Origin of the sequence: Brevibacillus borstelensis, assembly GCF_036700025.1 — a bacterium.
Classification (GTDB): Bacteria; Bacillota; Bacilli; order Brevibacillales; family Brevibacillaceae; genus Brevibacillus; species Brevibacillus borstelensis.
Genome location: NZ_CP144922.1, coordinates 2,192,653 through 2,210,690 on the forward strand (window position 1 = coordinate 2,192,653; position 18,038 = coordinate 2,210,690).

At 53.8% G+C, this 18,038-nt stretch carries 13 protein-coding genes; 10 read left to right on the forward strand and 3 right to left on the reverse strand.

From position 1 onward, the window contains the following. Positions 1 to 8: 8 nt before the first annotated feature. The 5 genes from V5G20_RS10150 (at position 9) to V5G20_RS10170 (ending at position 6,087) form a co-directional block, all read left to right on the forward strand. Entirely contained in the window at positions 9 to 1,277 is a 1,269-nt protein-coding gene (locus V5G20_RS10150) for a lactate racemase domain-containing protein (RefSeq protein WP_227278120.1), read from the forward strand. A gap of 31 nt (positions 1,278 to 1,308) precedes the next feature. Beyond that, the gene (locus V5G20_RS10155; RefSeq protein WP_024985646.1) at positions 1,309 to 2,754 is read left to right on the forward strand and encodes an aldehyde dehydrogenase family protein; all 1,446 of its coding nucleotides are present in this window, start codon (positions 1,309 to 1,311) and stop codon (positions 2,752 to 2,754) included. Between the two features lie 27 nt (positions 2,755 to 2,781). Then, complete coding sequence (locus V5G20_RS10160) at positions 2,782 to 3,984, forward strand: hydroxyacid-oxoacid transhydrogenase (protein WP_003386440.1); 1,203 nt, start codon at positions 2,782 to 2,784, stop codon at positions 3,982 to 3,984. Positions 3,985 to 4,017: 33 nt separating this feature from the next. Beyond that, positions 4,018 to 5,022, forward strand: a complete 1,005-nt coding sequence (gene pdxA / locus V5G20_RS10165; protein ID WP_031932757.1) for a 4-hydroxythreonine-4-phosphate dehydrogenase PdxA — start codon at positions 4,018 to 4,020, stop codon at positions 5,020 to 5,022. A gap of 84 nt (positions 5,023 to 5,106) precedes the next feature. Continuing rightward, positions 5,107 to 6,087 (forward strand): 2-hydroxyacid dehydrogenase, encoded by a 981-nt coding sequence (locus tag V5G20_RS10170; protein WP_122958219.1) that lies wholly within the window; start codon positions 5,107 to 5,109, stop codon positions 6,085 to 6,087. A 33-nt stretch (positions 6,088 to 6,120) separates the two neighbouring features. Here the strand turns inward: V5G20_RS10170 and V5G20_RS10175 are convergent, their stop codons facing one another. From V5G20_RS10175 to V5G20_RS10185, 3 genes are all read right to left on the reverse strand, one after another. Beyond that, positions 6,121 to 7,380, reverse strand: a complete 1,260-nt coding sequence (locus tag V5G20_RS10175) for a sensor histidine kinase (RefSeq protein ID WP_003386437.1) — start codon at positions 7,378 to 7,380, stop codon at positions 6,121 to 6,123. A gap of 267 nt (positions 7,381 to 7,647) precedes the next feature. Further along, the gene (locus V5G20_RS10180) at positions 7,648 to 8,466 is read right to left on the reverse strand and encodes a WYL domain-containing protein (protein ID WP_024985643.1); all 819 of its coding nucleotides are present in this window, start codon (positions 8,464 to 8,466) and stop codon (positions 7,648 to 7,650) included. Continuing rightward, positions 8,441 to 9,766 (reverse strand): helix-turn-helix transcriptional regulator, encoded by a 1,326-nt coding sequence (locus V5G20_RS10185; protein ID WP_003386435.1) that lies wholly within the window; start codon positions 9,764 to 9,766, stop codon positions 8,441 to 8,443. Before V5G20_RS10185 ends, V5G20_RS10180 begins: the two co-directional genes overlap by 26 nt. Before the next feature lie 457 nt (positions 9,767 to 10,223). Here V5G20_RS10185 and V5G20_RS10190 point away from each other — a divergent pair, with 457 nt between their 5' ends. From V5G20_RS10190 to V5G20_RS10210, 5 genes are all read left to right on the forward strand, one after another. Continuing rightward, on the forward strand, positions 10,224 to 11,729 hold the full coding sequence (locus tag V5G20_RS10190; RefSeq protein ID WP_311068331.1) for a TROVE domain-containing protein: 1,506 nt from the start codon (positions 10,224 to 10,226) through the stop codon (positions 11,727 to 11,729). 151 nt (positions 11,730 to 11,880) lie between these two features. Next, positions 11,881 to 13,146, forward strand: coding sequence for a methyltransferase domain-containing protein (locus tag V5G20_RS10195; RefSeq protein WP_311068332.1), 1,266 nt, complete (start codon positions 11,881 to 11,883; stop codon positions 13,144 to 13,146). Positions 13,147 to 13,150: 4 nt separating this feature from the next. Then, positions 13,151 to 15,736: an AAA family ATPase gene (locus tag V5G20_RS10200; RefSeq protein ID WP_327970290.1), complete on the forward strand. Its 2,586-nt coding sequence runs from the start codon at positions 13,151 to 13,153 to the stop codon at positions 15,734 to 15,736. Between the two features lie 377 nt (positions 15,737 to 16,113). After that, complete coding sequence (locus tag V5G20_RS10205; RefSeq protein ID WP_024985639.1) at positions 16,114 to 16,491, forward strand: helix-turn-helix domain-containing protein; 378 nt, start codon at positions 16,114 to 16,116, stop codon at positions 16,489 to 16,491. A gap of 532 nt (positions 16,492 to 17,023) precedes the next feature. Further along, positions 17,024 to 18,031: a P1 family peptidase gene (locus tag V5G20_RS10210; protein ID WP_051925529.1), complete on the forward strand. Its 1,008-nt coding sequence runs from the start codon at positions 17,024 to 17,026 to the stop codon at positions 18,029 to 18,031. The last annotated feature ends 7 nt before the right edge of the window (positions 18,032 to 18,038 follow it).

Below are 18,038 nucleotides of genomic sequence, written 5' to 3' on the forward strand. Positions count from 1 at the left end.
TTTGTACCATGAACTTTCCAAAAATGATCAAAATCAGACAACGATTCACGGGACCAGTCGTTGCGGACATTGACGGAACCGTCAGCAAGCAGCTCGACAGCGCAGGGCTGAAGCAGAATGTCAAGCCGGGGATGCAGGTAGCCATTACAGCGGGCAGCCGGGGCATTGCTAACATCCAATTGATCATCCGGGCTGTCGTCCGCGAGCTCAGGCAGATGGGAGCTGAACCGTTCATCGTGCCGACGATGGGCAGCCATGGAGGCGCGACGGCAAAAGGACAGGTGGAAGTGCTGGAGAGCCTGGGGATAACGGAGGCCTTTTGCGGAGCGCCGATCCGTTCTTCGATGGAAGTGGAGCAGATCGGCCAGACAGAAGAGGGCATGCCGGTTTACGTGGACAAGAACGCTCTGGCAGCGGACGGGATCATCCTGATGGGGCGGGTAAAGGTGCATACCGATTTCAAATCGCCGATCGGCATTGAAAGCGGATTGATGAAAATGGCCGCCATCGGGCTTGGAAAACACAAGCAAGCCTTGCTGATCCACAGTCACGGGGTGACAGGCATCCGCGACATCATGCCCAAAGTGGCGCGGGTCATGCTGGCCCGTACAAAGATTCTTTGCGGCATCGCCATCGTGGAAAATGCGTTTGAACAGACGGCGCTGATCGAAGCGATCCCGACGGCACAGATTGAAGCCAGGGAGCGGGAGCTTTTGGCAGAGTCAGCGGCCTTGATGCCAAAGCTGCCCGCAGAAGAGATCGACATTTTGATCGTGGATGAAGTGGGCAAGAACTACAGCGGCACGGGAATGGACACGAATATCATCGGCAGGCTGCGGATTCAGGGGACGCCTGAACCCCAGTCGCCGCGCATCAAGTACATCATCGCCAGCGATCTTTCCGAGGCGTCGCACGGCAATGGGCTTGGCATCGGCCTGGCTGATCTGACCACGCAGCGTTTCTTTGACAAGCTTGACTTCAAAGCGATGAATGAGAATGTCATCACCAGCACATTCCTTGCCCGGGCGAGCATTCCGATCGTGCTCGAAAGCGACCGGGCAGCGTTAGCTGCAGCGCTGCGCGCCAACTGGGGCGTAGAGCCGGAAAAAGCTCGCATCATGCGGATTCCGAGTACACTTCATCTGGAGTACCTCTACGTATCGGAGGCGCTGCTGCCGGAAGTGACCGAATTGCCGCATGTGGAAGTGGTGGGAGAATTGGCGGAGCTGGAGTTTGACGATCAGGGCTACCTGCCAAAAATGCAGCACCATCCGTAAGATCAAGCAAAAAAAGAGAGGAGTGTACGCCATGCAAGCACAGACTGGAAAAGGCACCACCGTGTACGGAAACTATATTGACGGGAAATGGCAAGTAAATGATGATATGTTCGCCGTGATGAACAAATATACGGGAGAAGAGCTTGCTCGTGTCAGCAAAGCGTCAAAGGAAGACGTGGAGAAAGCGGTAACGAGTGCTCTTCATACCTTTCATACGAAAAAGCTGAGTCCGGTGGAGCGCTATGAAATTCTCATGCGCGCGGCGGACATCATCAAAGAGCGCAGGGAGGAGCTGGCCCTGATTCTGGTCGCGGAAGTAGGCAAGGTCCTCAAAGACGCGCGGGGAGAGATCGATCGCGGCATTCAGACGTTGATCGCTTCTGCGGAGGAGGCGAAGCGAATCGCTGGGCAAGGCGTTCCGCTCGGCCAGCCGGGAAATGAAAACAAGATGGCCTTTACCGTTCGGGTACCGGTGGGGGTGATCGGAGCCATCACTCCGTTCAACTTCCCGTTCAACCTGACGGTGCACAAGGTCGGCCCTGCTCTTGCGGCGGGCAATACGATTGTGCTGAAGCCGGCGGAAATGACGCCGATCATCGCCATGAAGCTGGCCGAAATTCTGGAAGAAGCAGGGCTCCCGGCGGGCTTTCTCAACGTGGTGAACGGATTTGGTCCGGAAACGGGTCAATATTTGCTGGAGGACGAGCGCATCGCGATGTTTACCTTTACAGGCAGTCCTGGTGTGGGACGCCACATCAAGAGTACGACGGGCATCCGCCGGGTCACGCTGGAGCTGGGTAACAACTCGCCCAACATCGTCCACCGGGATGCGCCAGACCTTGGCAAGGCAGCCGAATTGTGCGTCACACGCGGCTTTTCGAACGCCGGGCAAGCCTGCATATCCGTTCAGCGCGTTTACGTGCACCGCGACGTGTACGACAGCTTCGTGGAGCAGGCGGTCAAGGTCGCTCACTCGCTCAAGGTGGGGGATCCGACCGATCCGGCGACAGATGTCGGTCCGATGATTTCGGAAAAAGAGGCGAAAAGGGCAGAAGCGTGGATCAGCGAAGCCATCGCACAAGGGGCAAAAGCGGCATGCGGAGGAAAGCGGGAAGGAGCGGTTCTTTACCCGACCGTACTGGTGGATGTAACGCCTGAGATGAAAGTGGTCTGCCAGGAGGTATTTGCTCCGGTAATCAGCATCATTCCGTTCGACGACATCGAGGATGCGTTCCGCCAGGCAAACGACAGCAGACTTGGACTGCAGGTCGGTCTGTTTACAGCCAACCTGCAGCTGGCGATGCGCGCTGTCCATGAACTGGAGTTCGGCGGAGTCATCATCAACGACGTATCGACATACCGTGCTGACGTGATGCCATACGGCGGAGTGAAAGACAGTGGCATCGGCAAGGAGGGCCCGCGCTGGGCAGTGGAGGAAATGACGGAAGAGCGGGTTGTCGTGATCAATCTGTCTTAATCGACAGGGAAGAGGAGAGAAGCGGGTATGAGACATACATGGGAGTTCTTTTCTACAGAGCGGATCGTATACGGGAATGGCTCGATTCGCGAGCTGGACAAGATTTTGCAGCGGATCAAAGCGAAAAATGTTTTTTTGATCACAGACCCCGGCATCAAGGGGGCGGGGATCGCCGATAAGGTGCTCCGTCTGTTGGAAGAAGCGCAGTATCAGGTGGTCGTTTACGATCAGGCTGTTCCGGAACCGCCGATCCAAACGGCGATCGATTGCTATGAATTTGCCAAGGCGCATATGGATACGGACGCGATTATCGGTCTGGGCGGCGGGAGCAGCATCGACTTGGCCAAAGTGGTAGCGCTGCTGATGGCCCATGGCGGACATCCGTCCGATTACTTTGGCGAGCACCGCGTGCCCGGCCCCATCGCTCCATTGATCGCGATCCCGACTACAGCGGGGACCGGTTCGGAAGTGACTTCCGTTGCCGTATTGGCTGACCTGGAAAACAATCTGAAAATCGGCATTTCGGACAACTATTTGCGCCCAGCGGTAGCTTTGCTCGACCCCGAGCTGACCGTCGGCCTGCCTCCGTACGTGACTGCCTGCTCTGGCATCGACGCGCTTTCGCATGCAATCGAAGCGTATACGGCGAAGGATTTTCGCTACATTCGGGCGGAAGGCGAATTGCTGTTCCAGGGATCGCTGCCGCTTGCCGACGCACTGGCGTATAAAGCCATCGAACTGATCGCGAAAAATCTCGTCCTGGCGGTTCAGCAAGGCAGCAATCTGGAGGCACGCGGAAACATGCTGCTCGGCAGCCTGCTTGCCGGCATGGCCTTCTCCAATGCGGGAACAGCGGCTGCCCACGCGCTGGCATATCCGATCGGCGGCTTGGTCAAATCGCCGCATGGTGAAGTGACCGGATTGCTCCTGCCTTATGTCATGGCGTACAACACAGACGTGGAACAGGAAAAAATGGCCAAAATCGCGCTGGCGTTCGGGGTGAACCCGGCAGGCAAGACGGAAAAGGAGTTGGCAGAGGTGGCCTGGCAGGAAGTATTCAAGCTGGTCGAAGCGATCGGATTGCCGACCCGCCTTTCCCAGATCGGCATTAAAGAAGAGGATCTGGCCGAGATCGCCAGCAAATCGCTCGGCATCAACCGGCTGATCCGCAACAACCCCCGTGTGCCAACCCAGAAAAGCCTGGAAGAGCTTCTGCGCAAAGCGCTGTAGCGGCGACTTTTGAAAGAACGGAGGAAAACGGCTATGACGATCAACAACAAGCCGATTATCGCGATCACGATGGGGGATGCTGCCGGGGTAGGTCCGGAAATCATCATGAAGGCGCTCCGGGATCGAGCGATTTACGATGCGTGCCGTCCATTCGTGATCGGCGACGCGAAAATGCTGGAGCGTGTCAAAGGAGTCGTAGGCTCGGACCTCGTCGTGCGCTCGATCTCATCTATTGAGAAAGCCGCGTTTGAACCGGGCATTGTCGAATGTCTGGATTTGGATCTGCTGCCTCACGATCTTCCGTTCGGAGTTGTTTCGGCGGAGGCTGGCAACGCTGCCTTTCGCTATCTGGAAAAGGCCATTTCGCTTGCAAATGAGAAACTGATCGATGCGATTTGCACGGCGCCGTTAAACAAGGAGGCATTGCACAAGGGCGGTCATCTTTATCCGGGTCATACCGAAATTTTGGCGGAATTGACGGGGACGGAAGATTACTCCATGATGCTCTCCGCACCGAAGCTGAAAGTGATTCACGTGACCACGCACATCGGACTGATCGACGCGGTGAAAAAGATCAATGCAGAACGTGTTTACAAGGTGATCAAGCTGGCCCATGAGACACTGCAAAAAGCAGGCTATGCCCAGCCGCGCATCTGTGTCTGCGGCATCAATCCGCATGCGGGGGAGAACGGCTTGTTCGGCTACGGCGAGGAGGAGGAAAAAATTGTTCCCGCTGTGGAAAAGGCCCAGCAAGAAGGCATCCAGGCGGTGGGGCCGCTGCCTGCGGATACGCTGTTTTTCCGGACGGTGCGCGGCGATTTCGACATCGTGGTGGCGATGTACCACGATCAGGGCCATGGTCCGGTAAAGGTGCTTGGATTGGAGGCGGGCGTGAACATTACAGTCGGCCTGCCGATTATCCGTACCAGCGTGGATCACGGGACTGCCTTTGACATCGCCGGAAAAGGCATTGCCGATGAGCTCAGTTTGAAAGAAGCGCTTCGGCAGGCGATCGAATTGGCGCCGAAGCGCGTATAAAGTGAGGAAGCAGATAATGCACCAAACGAGACAGCAGTCGAGATGACCCTGCTGTCTCTTTCCATACCGGAGGTGGAATGTACGGTGAAAGACAAAATTGTGATAACGAGAAAAATTCCCCAGCCAGCGCTTGAACTGCTGCAAGCACGAGCTGAGGTATACATGTGGGATTCTGAGGAAGAGCAAATACCGCAAGACGTGCTGCTGGGGGAAGTACAAGACGCGGCAGCGATCTTCACCAATGTATCCGATTCGATCAATCGGGCGGTATTCGATGCATCTCCGTTCTTGCGCGTGGTCGCGACGATGGCGGTAGGCTATGACAACATTGATGTGGCGGAGGCGACCAGGCGCGGCATTCCCGTCGGCCACACCCCTGGCGTTTTGACGGAAACGACCGCCGACCTTACGTTTTCGCTGCTGATGGCAACGGCCCGACGCATACCGGAGGCCGACCGGTTCGTGCGGGAGGGCAGGTGGAAGAGCTGGTCCCCGATGCTGTTGACCGGACAAGACGTATGGGGGGCAACGATCGGGATCATCGGCATGGGGCGGATCGGCGAAGCGGTAGCCAGACGCGCCAAAGGCTTTGACATGTCCATTTTGTATCACAACCGCAGCCGCAAGCCGGAGGCGGAAGCAAAGCTGGGGTCCCGGTACTGTGAACTGGAAGAATTGCTGCTGGAGTCGGATTACGTCATCCTGATGGCCCCGGCGACAAAAGACACGCGAAGGCTGATGGGAGAGCGGGAGTTTTCGCTGATGAAGCGCAGCGCGATTTTCATCAACACGTCGCGTGGCACAAACGTGGACGAGGAAGCCTTGTATAAAGCGTTGAAGGAGAAGCGGATCTGGGCGGCCGGACTGGACGTTTTTCAGACTGAACCGATCAGTACGGGCCATCCGCTATTGGAGCTGGACAATGTAGTGGTTGCCCCGCATATTGGCAGCGCCAGCATCGCGACGAGAACAAAAATGGCGATGATGACGGCGGAAAACATTTTGCGCGGTTTGTCCGGGGACCGGTTGCTGCATACAGTGAACAGCGAAATATATGGAAGGTAGATAAATAGAAGTCCCTCCCATGTGCGATCAGGGTCAACCGACTTGCTCGGCTTCGGGAAAAATGAGCGTAAACTTCGTTCCTGCTCCAGGCTTGCTTGCCACTGTCACCGTCCCGCCCATGGCGTGTATCACTTGATAGGAATACGTAAGCCCGAGTCCGGTACCGTTTGACTTCGTGGAAAAATAAATGGAGCCGAGCCGTTTCATCTGGCTTTCAGTCATGCCGATGCCGTTGTCTTTGATCTTCAGAACGACGCGGTCCTCCTCGGACGACAGCCTGAGGATCACTTTTGCGTCGGAGACCTCCGAGCACGCTTCGACCGCATTTTTAATGAAGTTAACCAGCACCTGCTTGATTTCGTCCGGATTTGCCAGAACAGGTACCGGACTGTCGGGAGCATGGACCTCCAGCTCGACATTGTGCATGTTGGCGTACGGAGACATCACCTCCCGAATCACGTAAAGCTGCTCAGAGAAGTTGATTACCTCATGGCGGGCGGTCAACGGTTTGGAAATGGAGAGATACTCCGAGAGAATGAGCTCGGTCCTTTGAACCTCGCCGAGGCAGATGTTGATGTACTGTTCAAGCTTGGGCAGATGTTTATGGTCTTCTTGAATCAGTTTTAAAAAGCCTTTAACCGCTGTCAGCGGATTTCGCACCTCGTGAGCGAGGGAGGCCGCCACATGGCTCATTGTTTCGATTTTCTCGTTTTGAGCGTGCCTGATGAACATTTCTTTATCTGCTACGGATTTTCCAAACAAAGTAAGCAGGAGCCACGTGCCGAGCGAGTTTTGCATCGGTATGACGATCAGGTGGTAGGCGAGGTGCTCCTTCACGTCGTTCGGAAAAAAGGAGTACGTAAGCACCAAGGGAATAACCGAAAAGGCAATTCCCGCCAGAAAGGTAACAAACGTTCTGCGGTAATTCGCTTTGTACAATTTGTAAAAGAGAAGGGATAAAGAGAAGGTGCAGGCCAAGATGATCATCGCGACCGGCATTCCTTCCCCGCCTAGGTACAACCGGTAAATGACAAATTCGACGAGAAGGATAATGCCTGTTTGGACACCGCCGTAAACCAGTCCAAAAAACATGATGACGTAGCGAATATCGAAGATGACTCCGTCTACGACATTGGATGCAAAGGTCATGGCGAGAAACAGACAGAGTGAACTCGTGAGGAGAATAAAAGTCTGGCTGTAGTTTCTGATTTTATCGCGGTAGTAGATATTAAATGCGACAAAAGGGATTAAAGCGAAGAAGATTTGCAGGATAATCTCTTTTAATAGACTCATTTAGCGTCCCCATCACAGATTGTCCGTTGTATATTTCTTACTATTTCGACATTTCTTCCCTAAACCCTTCGAGGTCCCCCCTGTTGATTCCTTGCGCTGATTGCGGTTAAGGAGAAATGCAAATGAACAATGAACAAGGAAAAAAGCCAGGTGAGTCCATTTCCCCCTTTCCCGGCGGGAGCGTCTCAACTGGCTATTTGTTTTATGGCTCGACATGGTGCAAATCTCTTTTTTAGTGCTGACAGATGTTTGACTTGTAAACAACTGTTAGAAAAGCGGATCCACTGATTCGATCCCGTACCGGGAAAGTGCCTTGACCGCGGACTCATACATTCGCTGCTTTAGACGCTCTCCTTCCATGACGCGGACCCGCTTGCCCAGGAAGCGAAGCTTGGACAAAATGTATTCGCTGTCGTCAGCGAGAAAAGTAAGCCTGATCCGGTACGTATTCGTCTGATCCAGATACTCCACTTCCTTTTCGAAACAGGAGAAGGCGTACAATATCCTCGACAGCTCCCGGTTGTACGAACGGACGACCTCGATGACAGCCGTTTCCTTGCGCGCCTCCAGAGTGGCTTCGATTCTCTCTCTGATCTCAGCTGCCTCGCCTGGATCTACCGGCTCCTCGCTGACAGAAACGATGCTTTGCAGCCTGGTCGACATATAGGCTTGATAGCGGAAATGATACCAGAGCAGATACCATTCCTTTTTGACCATCGAATACTCCAGCTTATAAGGAAGGCCCTTATGTCCCGTGTTTACCCGGCCGTTTTTTGTCCGGTACGTCATGCGGATTCCCTGATTCTTTGCCAGAATGCGCCGAAGCAGTCTGAGAAGAGGGTGGTAGACGTGCCGCTCCTTGCTTTTTGCCTTTTCTCCAAGGCTTTCCGTGAAGGCAACCGTCTCTACCGGCTCCAGAAGGGATTGCAATTTGGTTCGCGTTTCCGGGGCAAAAGCCGCTTCTGCCGACGGGTGGGCCAGCATTGCTTTCAGCCAGGATCGCTCATGGGCAGTGATGGGCAAAGTCCCGTATTCGTCCAGACGGGAAATGAGCTGATAATTAAAGATTTTCTCGAAAAGGTTCATAATAGGACTGAATCTCCTTCCACTCCGCAATAAACTCCCGCCGCAGCCGCACAGGCTCAAGAACCTCGCAGCTCGAACCGAAGCTGCGGAGCCAGGGCTTGATCTCCGTTGTCCCGTTCACCGTGATCTCGTAAATAAACCAGTCATCGTTTTCCTCGGTAATCGTGCCCCATTGCCCCTGGAGCAGGACCCGCTCCTTGACGAAATCCGGCTGCTGTTTGTCCGGTCTGAAAAAGCGGACCTTGACCTTTACCGGCGCACCCGTGTCGACGAGCCAGCTCAAGCGTGTTCTCGCCTCCAGTTGAGCGAGCTTTTGCGCAAACTCCGCTTCCGGCACCTCTTCGCTCTCCTCGACCTGCGTCAGTCCTTCCACTCTGTATTTCATGATCCCCTGGCGGTAGTTATTCCCGAGAAGGTACCAACGGCCATATTGATGGTCATACACCACCTTCAAGGGCAGGACGTGCTCTTCTCTGCCTTCTGTCTCCCTTTCAAAGAGGGGATTCGTATTTTGGGAAGCATAGCTTTTTCCCGTTTTAGGAGAAAAGTAAAGAAATCTGACCTTCCGGCGGAGACGGATTGCCTGGAACAGGGGAAACAAGTGCGCCTCGTCCAAAATGCGCGAGTAGTAGTGATATTTGTACAAAAATGAATCGGTGACAGCAAGAGGAAGCTCTTTTTGCTTCAGCGCTTTCTTCAAGGTGTCCCGCAGCAGGTACCCCTGTACGGAAGGAACCTGGGTGTTTGCCATCACATCTACAAAGTCATACAGATCGAGCAATTCGTCGTCCGTAAGCTGGGCTACCAGATCGTTGTATACACGATAGCGGTAGGGCCGTCCGCCAGCCTCCCTTTTGATCACGCCGACCTGCTCCAAATACTTCAAATCGGAGCGAATGGTTTTCTCGTCGGGAAGAGAAACATCGGCAGGCAGTTCATCGCAGCAAATGTCCATCAGCTCTGCTGCCGTCAATGCCTTTTCCTGAAGGGCAGCAACGATGAGAGACAGCCGGTGGCTTTCCGATTCTTTCAGCGACTTGGCCCTGTACAAAAACAACAGGATCGGGTCTGACGACTCATAGTAGCTGAAGCGGAGCATGTCTGCGAATTCCGTTCCCTGCTTTTCCGGAAGCTCCGCATGGATCGTCTGCACGATTTCTTTCAGCCGCCGAAGCGTCTTGTCAAAGGTATGGACGGAGATGCCGAGGCGCTCCGCAAATTGCTGGCGGTTGTAGGCGCCGCTCGTAAGCACCAGCATTCGCAGGAATTGGATTTCTTTATCAAAGCTCTCTTTCGCCATGGCAATACCCCGTTTCCGCTTAATCGTCCTTTCTCATTTTACCAAACAGCGAAAAATGGTCAAAATGGAAAAGTTTCTCTCATGTCGTAATACTTTTGCCATGTTCGCGGGCATAAAAATAGGCGATGATGAATGTGCGAGGTCGACGCCGCACGGCGGCGCCCGCGAAGATCAGATCATTGAGGCGCTCGGATGGGTTACTTCGCCTTCTAAGCGATCGGTCGTTGGTTCGAGTCCAACTCCTGTACACGTACAGGATAGCTCAGTTGGTAGAGCAATCTGTACCTATCCAACCTTTTCCTCAATGATCCCTTTGATAAATAAGATGAAGCGAGGCGCTTGAAAGGGCTACTTCGAAAAATATGGGATTGGGATTGAAAGGTTGCCCAAGAGCGGCAGCCGGTGCCTTTTCACCTCTTTCCTCGCTTCCTTTTTTACGCATAAGGAGGGTATACCCATGAGCTTTGCCAAAAAGGTATTCTCCGGAATCAAGCCAGCTACATACAACAGCGACGGATACCCCGCATTCAAGCGTTCGGCAGAAGAGCAGTACCTGCAGACGCTGTTGACCAATACATTGGGACATACGTTTTACGCCGATACACAACAGCTTTTGGATGAAGCCCAGCAGCTCCACCATGAGATGGCCAAGCAAAACCCGCAGTTCATGGCAAAGGCAATCGTTTTTGCCCGCAACGAGGGATTTATGCGCTTGCAGCCGTTGTTTGGCCTGGCTGTCCTGTCGGGCTGCCGCCCAGACCTGTTTGCCAAGGTGTTTCTTCAGGTCGTTCGTATTCCTTCCGATTTGTCCGATTTTTTGACGATCCTGCAAGGCATGGGACGAGGGGAAGGCGGAAGGGCGGTCAAGCGGCAGGTCAACCGTTTTTTGGCCGGAGTGTCGGAGTATTGGGCGCTCAAATACAACGGCCGTGGCCGCGGCTACAGTCTCGGTGATATCATCGCCACCGCGCATCCAAAGCCGAAAGACGACAAGCAGCAGGCGCTGTTCCGCTATTTGCGCGGACATGAGACGAACCTTACGCTGATCCCGCAGGTGGAAGCATTGGAAAAATTGAAGCAAGCGGAGTCGGAGGCGGAGCAGATTCACTGGATCGAGGCAGGGAGGCTCCCTTATGAAACGGTGACTGGGGCTATCAAGCCGTCCAGGGCCGTGTGGGAAGCGCTGCTTCACCAAATGCCGGCATTCGCTCTCCTGCGTCATCTGAATGCGCTGGATCGGGCAGGTGTTTTTGAGAGCAAAGAAAGCCTCGCCTATGCGGTGAAAAGGCTGACTGACCGCCAGGCGCTGGCAAAAGCAAAAATCCTTCCGTTTCGCTTTGCAAAAGCATTCAATCAGGTAGACCATCCCGAGCTTCGCGATGCGCTCAGGGAAGCGGTCGAGCTTACCTTTGACAATCTTCCCGAGCTGGGCGAGCATACCGCGATCTTCCTCGACATCTCAGGCTCGATGGACGGGGAGTATTTGCAGATAGGCTCTGTATTCGCACTGGCGCTTTTCAAAAAAACGAAAGGGAACTCCTTGTTCTGGCTGTTTGACACAGATGTGCATGACGCGAAGCCTTCCCGGCACGACAGCATCTTGAGCCAGGCGGAGCGAATCCGCGCCGGAGGGGGGACCGATACGGGAGCCCCCGTGAGGAAGCTGATCCGGGAGCGGAAGCGGGTCGACCAGATCATCATCATAACCGATGAGCAGCAAAACAGCGGAAGCCCCTTTTATCTGGAGCTGCAAAAATACCGTTCGAAAATAAACCCGGAAGCAAAAGCGTTTATCGTCGACATTGCTCCGTACCGGCATGCCATGCTTCCGCCGGAAATCAAGGACACCTACTACATCTACGGCTGGAGCGATCACGTCCTGGCTTACATCGCCCAGACCCTCCAGGGGTATGCCTCCATGACGGAGCAGGTAGAAGCGCTGGAGATAGAGGACGGAAAGTAGAGTAGAGGCAGATTTGTTCACAGCAGATGTTCGGCCATGGACGTTTGGTCTGTGGCCTTTTTGCGTATCACGGGCGGCGCCGCCGGAAAGGAACCGGTGGCTGAAACGATCCAGCGGCTGCAACCATCCACTTTCCCTAAAGGAGGTTTATATGGCTATTGTTCAACTGAAATCTACAAACCCGCAGTTTTCCTTTCTGATCAAAAAGAACCCGCAAACCGGCGTTTTGCTCCGGTCGATCCGAAAGGGAATGGCGTACGGCTGGTACACCGACCCGACCACTTTCAACGTGTACTTCAAGGACGCGGACAATGAAATTTCCTACAAACGGCATGAGCAGGAACAATTCGAATATTTGAATGTGTCGCGGTACAACACGCCGCTCTTTCCGTTAAATGCGATAAACGAGTTTTTTTCAGCACCGTTAAAAGTGCATGACGAGCGGGACATAGAAGGCTATGAACACGCCTTTTACATCCACATGATTCATATTGAAAAGCTGCGGTATATCGAGTTTTTTGCCAAGCATCTCAAGGAGTTTGCGTTTGCCGTCGAGCATCGGGCGCATAAAAGCTATGCGCTGACCATCACGACGCGCAAGAGCCTGCATCATCTGCTGCATACGGCAAGTGTGCTGTGCCTGTTCTTGTCCATGTTTGGCGAAGAGTATATCGACATTTCCGACAGCATTCTCGATAAGTACACGAGGAGCATCAACCTGATTGACGCGCCGTTTTATATTCGCAGCCTGTTTGTCCGAAACTTCCTGTCCTCGCGGGACCGTTTTCAAACATACAAGGCAGAGCTGGAGAAAACGGGCGGCTGCGAGATCCGGTTTGCATTTGGAAGCACCGCGCTGCAACGCCGGAACTACATCGAAGGTTTGCTGCCCTTCAACAAGTCAATTGTCGATGTAGGCTGCGGGGAAGGATTTTATGCACTGCGGTTCGCCGGGAAGATAGAAGGCAGCTATTTTGCGATTGATACGGATAAAGAAGCGCTCGCTTCCGCAAATCGCAAGGCGCAGGCAAAAGACATCGATAACATCGCGGTATTCGACTCGCTTGACCGCTTCCTGGAGGTGTACAACGGAGAGAGAGTTGACGTTATCCTGACAGAGGTCATCGAGCATATGGCCGAGGATGAAGCCGGGAAGCTGATTCAGTCTATCTTGAGGCATATCGATTTCGAGTACTTTATCATCACGACGCCGAATGCAGATTTCAACCAGTTTTACGAGCTGGATGGATTTCGCCATGACGACCACAAGTGGGAGATGGGAAAAGACGCGTTTCAGCAGTGGTTCTCCAATGTGATCAAAGGGGTCGGGGTAAACACGGAATTTGTAGACATCGGCGACGCGGTAAACGGCACTCACACGACGCAGGGCGTCATTGTCAGGAGAAAGGAGGCTTGAATCCATGGAAATTCAAACGAAAGTCCACACTATCCTCATGCTGATCGGACCGACGGAATGCGGCAAGACGACGTTTGCCAGGGAAGTGCTCATTCCCGGTCTGCGGTTTGCCGACGAGACGAAAAACTATCGGGCAAATGTCCAGTACATCTCCTCGGACAGCATTCGCCAGGAGCTTCTGGGAGCGGATTTGGACAAGTACGACCAAGTCATGCTGGAGGCGAGCGAGCAGGCGTTTCAGCTCTTGTATGACAAGCTGAGAGCGGTGACCTCCTACCCGATCAATGCGGAATTCGTCGTGCTCGATACGACGGGACTGGCCGACGATTTTCGGGCAAAGGTGAAGGAGATTGCCAGCCAGAATCACTACAGACTGGAAGCAGTCGTGTTCGACTATCGCAACCGGGAGGATTACTACGCTTCCGAGCGGTCCAAAAAGCTGATTACCAGCCACATTAACCGGTTGAAAAGAGATGTCCTCGGCTCGCTGGCAAAGGAAGGATACGAAAAGATCCATCGGGTGCGGGCAAAAGACTTTTACCGGCCGGCAGAGGGCAAGGTCCATCCCGACTACCGGGTTGTGATCGAAAACAGGGAAGAGTACCTCGGGACAATTCTGCCGCCGGATGGGCGCTATATTATCGTCGGAGATGTCCATGAGTGCGTACAGGAGCTGCAAGGACTATTGCTCGCCTACGGCTACCGGATCGAGGCGGGCAAGCTGATCGCTACGGAGAAGGTCCGGGATACGAAGATCATTTTGGTCGGCGACTGGCTCGACAAAGGAAAAAACACGAGAGAAATTGTAGCGTTTTTGTACGCGAACCGGGAGCATTTCCTGTTTGTCACGGGGAATCACGAGAACTTTGTCGACAAGTATGTAAGGGGAAAAATAAAGGGAGCCGACCAGGAGCTCGTCCATTCGTATTTCGATTCTACGCAGGTGTTTTTGCAGGATGCGGAACTTTTGGAAAAGTTTTCATGCCTGCATGCTCTTTCAAAGCCGTTTTACAGATTTATCGGGGCAAACAGCCCTTCTTTCATCGTGACCCATGCGCCGTGCAAAAACAAATACTTGGGGAAAATGGACGACCATTCGGTTCGCCGCCAGCGGAATTATCGGATCGATCGGGAAAAACCGCTGGAAAACCAGCTTGCCTTTCTGCGGCAGGAAGCGGTGAAAAACCACCCGTATCACGTATTTGGACACATCGCGGCGAAACAGGCGTTTCGCATCAAAAACAAGCTGCATATCGATACAGGCTGCGTCCACGGCAATGTCCTGACCGCCGTCAGTATTGCACACAAACCGTTCTTCCGGTCATATAAATCCGGCCGGGCTGTCCTGACCGAAGAATTGCAATTGCTGTTCCAGGAGGAGCAAAAGGTATCTGTCGACGAATTGCAGGAGGAGGAAATCGGCAGGCTGGATTACTGCTCGCGAAACCGGGTCAATTTTATATCGGGTACAATGTCTCCGGCGGACAAGGACGAAGCGGCAAATGAATTGGAGTCTTTGAAGCGCGGGCTGCAGTACTTTGAAGGGAAAGGGATTCGGCACGTCGTTTTGCAGCCGAAGTACATGGGCTCCAGATGCAATGTGTATCTGCACAGGGAGCTCGCCCAGTGCTTTGCGGTCAGCAGGAACGGCTATAAAATCACGCAGGTCGACCTGACGGAGATTTACGAGGGGCTGCTGCAAAAATTCGGCGGCTACATGGAGCAAAACGGGCTGCAAATGCTCATACTGGACGGGGAGCTGCTTCCCTGGAGCGCAATTGGCGACGGCCTGATTCAAAAGCAGTTCAGACCGATTGAAAAGGCGTTGGAGGGCGAACTTGCCTTTCTGCAGCAAAATGGCTTTGAGGAAGCCTTTGGAAAGCTGGTGGACGAGTACCGGAACAGCGGATTTGAGCAAGACCAGTTCCGCAGCTCCAAGAGCGAGCTGAGTCAAAAATACGGGGCGAGTGTCTATCAAAATTACAAGCATCTGCACGACATTTTGGAGACGTATGTTCCCTTGGACGTCCATGTGAGCGCCTACCACACGTACAAACAGCAGCTGGAGCTGTACGCCGGGGACGGGAAGCTGGAATACAAGCCGTTTTCCTTGCTCAAGGCGGTATTGGAGAATGGACAGGAGCAGCTTCCGGACTGGAAGACGTCAGAGATGTACAGCTTTCTGTCGGATGACGACTTCCTCTTGCTCGATCTGGCTGAGCCGGACAGCGTGGAGCGGGCAGAGCGGTTCTTCGCCAGATTGACGCTGGAAAACCGGATGGAGGGCGTCGTGATCAAGCCGGAGGAAGCGACCAGCAGGGCCGTTCCCTATCTGAAGGTCCGCAATCCTGACTACTTGTCGATCATCTACGGGTATGACTACCGTTTCCCTCACAAGTACAGGAAGCTGCTAAAACAGAAAAACATCGGTCAAAAGCTGCGGACATCGATGAACGAATACGTGCTGGGACAAAAGATGCTGGCAATTCCGTTCCATGAGATCACGTCTGACAATGAAGCGTATAAGGAAGCCGTTGCAAATCTGTTGTTTGAAGCGGCCAAGGAAAAGGAGATCGATCCGCGGCTGTGAATAGGACGGGGGACGTGACGTTCCAGCCGGTCCCACCCGTTTTCATGCAGACCCATCCGTTCTCATACGTTCCCATCCAGCGGCTCCCTCTATCTCCATTCACCAACAGGAGGAGAGGGAGCCGAAAAAATAAGTTCTGTGACTTCAAGTCATTTTTTTCGTCTATTTACTGAGCAAGTGAATAGCATTTCGTGCAAACCGCTCACTCATTCGGAAGGCTGCCGTCCAGGTGGAGGCATGTCTTTTTAGAGCGAATACTGGAGGGGACCAAAAGGAACAGAGGACGAAAAGCGAAGTCTTCTTGCAGTCATGGAAATTTTCCTGAAGGCAAGGTCGGAAGCACTGAATATGGAACAGTCGGTACAGGAGGAACCAGTTTGAAAAACACGGGAAAACTCGAAATTTTTGTTTTGGCCGCAGCTATCCTGATCGGCGCGTGGCTCGTAGCCAGAGCGGCAACCGGAATTGCCGCCTACGGCGATTCGGAAACGCACAACACCGCTGAAATCGCCGGAGCCGTCGTTCGTCTGGAGGCAACGGTGAACGAGATGATTCAAGCCGAAGAACCGGAAGTCATGGATCAGAAGAGAGTCAGAAAATACCTGGGGATCAGTGAGCAAAATTTGACGGAGCTCATTCATGGCTCCGACTTTCCGTATATCAAGATCAGAGGGGACTATTTGTTTCCCAAGAGCGCGGTGGATGAGTGGCTCCACGATAGGGCGAAGGGACGATCATCTTTGCTTCAGTATTAGGAATCGTTTTTATCTTTCTATAAGTTGATAGGACGAGGGAGTAAGGACAAAAGTGTTCGTACTCCCTCTTTTTTGAATGGCCTCGATAGCTCCGGTTTTTCTGCGACTTTTTCCCTATTTGCGGAAAATCAATTGATTGCGGGAAGAAATTCCGCTACGATTTAATAGATAGAATATTCAAATAATTACTCTGGCAACTTGTCTTGTGCTTGTGAGAACATCTGAAAACGAAGGTGGGACCAGCATGAAAAATGAATCGTTGGACAAGCCGTTAACAACCGAAGAAATCGGCCAGATGCAGAGTCATATTTCACCTCGTGAGTTTGGCTGCAGGCAAAACCCTCCTAGTGTCGATGTCTTTGAATCTGCTCTCTCTTCGTCAGAAGAACCCAACCCACAGCAGCAAACACAGACAACCCAATCTGTCTCCCGCAGAGAGTTTCTCCACAAAACAGCCCTGCTTGGCTTGGCTGCGGCTGTTCCCGGAAGTCTTCTGACCATCGGTTCTGTCATGGCCGAGGAGGCGGGGGGAATGGAAGGAGCAAAAGCCGCTGCGGCAGGCATCGGTGAATGGATCAAACCAGGCGGAACGATCGTCGACGTACCGGGTGTGAAAGTCGGCCAGATGCAAGATCTAAAGGCGATGACCGGCTGTACCGTAGTCGTGCTGGAAGAGGGCTCCCCTTGCGGCGTAGATGTACGCGGCTCAGCCCCCGGCACACGGGAAACCGATCTGTTGAACCCGATCAACATGGTGGAAAAAGTAAACGCCATCGTGCTGACGGGAGGAAGCGCCTACGGACTGGATTCTGCGAGCGGCGTCATGCGCTATCTGGAGGAGCAGGGCATCGGCCACAATGTGGGGGTAGGTGTCGTTCCCATCGTTCCGGCAGCGGTCATCTTCGATTTATCGTTCGGAAGCGCAAAGGTGCGGCCCGATCAAAAGATGGGCTACGAGGCAGCCAAAAAAGCGAGCAAAGACCCGGTCAAGCAAGGAAATGCAGGAGCGGGAACCGGGGCGACAGTAGGAAAGCTGGCAGGAGGCAAACGGGCGATGAAAGGCGGGCTTGGCTCCGCATCCCTGCATTTGCCAAACGGCTTGGTCGTAGGCGCGGTCGTCTCCGTCAACGCCGTGGGAGAGGTGCGCGACCCCGTTACCGGAGAGATTTTGGCCGGCGCGCGTGACGACAGCGGCAGGATTCGCGACGCTCTCTCCTGGATGATCGAGCAGAGCTCTCCGCCTGTCCCGAGCGGCACCAACACCACGATTGCGGTGGTCGCAAGCAATGCCAACCTGAACAAAACGCAGGCGAATAAAGTCGCGCAGATGGCTCACAATGGACTGGCCAAAGCGATATTCCCCGTACATACGATGAGCGACGGGGATACGGTTTTCGCAGTTGCGACAGGCGGTGTCGATGCATCTGTCAATCTCGTGGGAGCATTGTCCGCGGAGGTGCTTGCCGCAGCGGTCGTCAACGCGATCAAAGCGGCGGAAGGGGCAGAAGGGCTCCCGGCCTATCGGGATCTTCGGAAATAGAGATGGA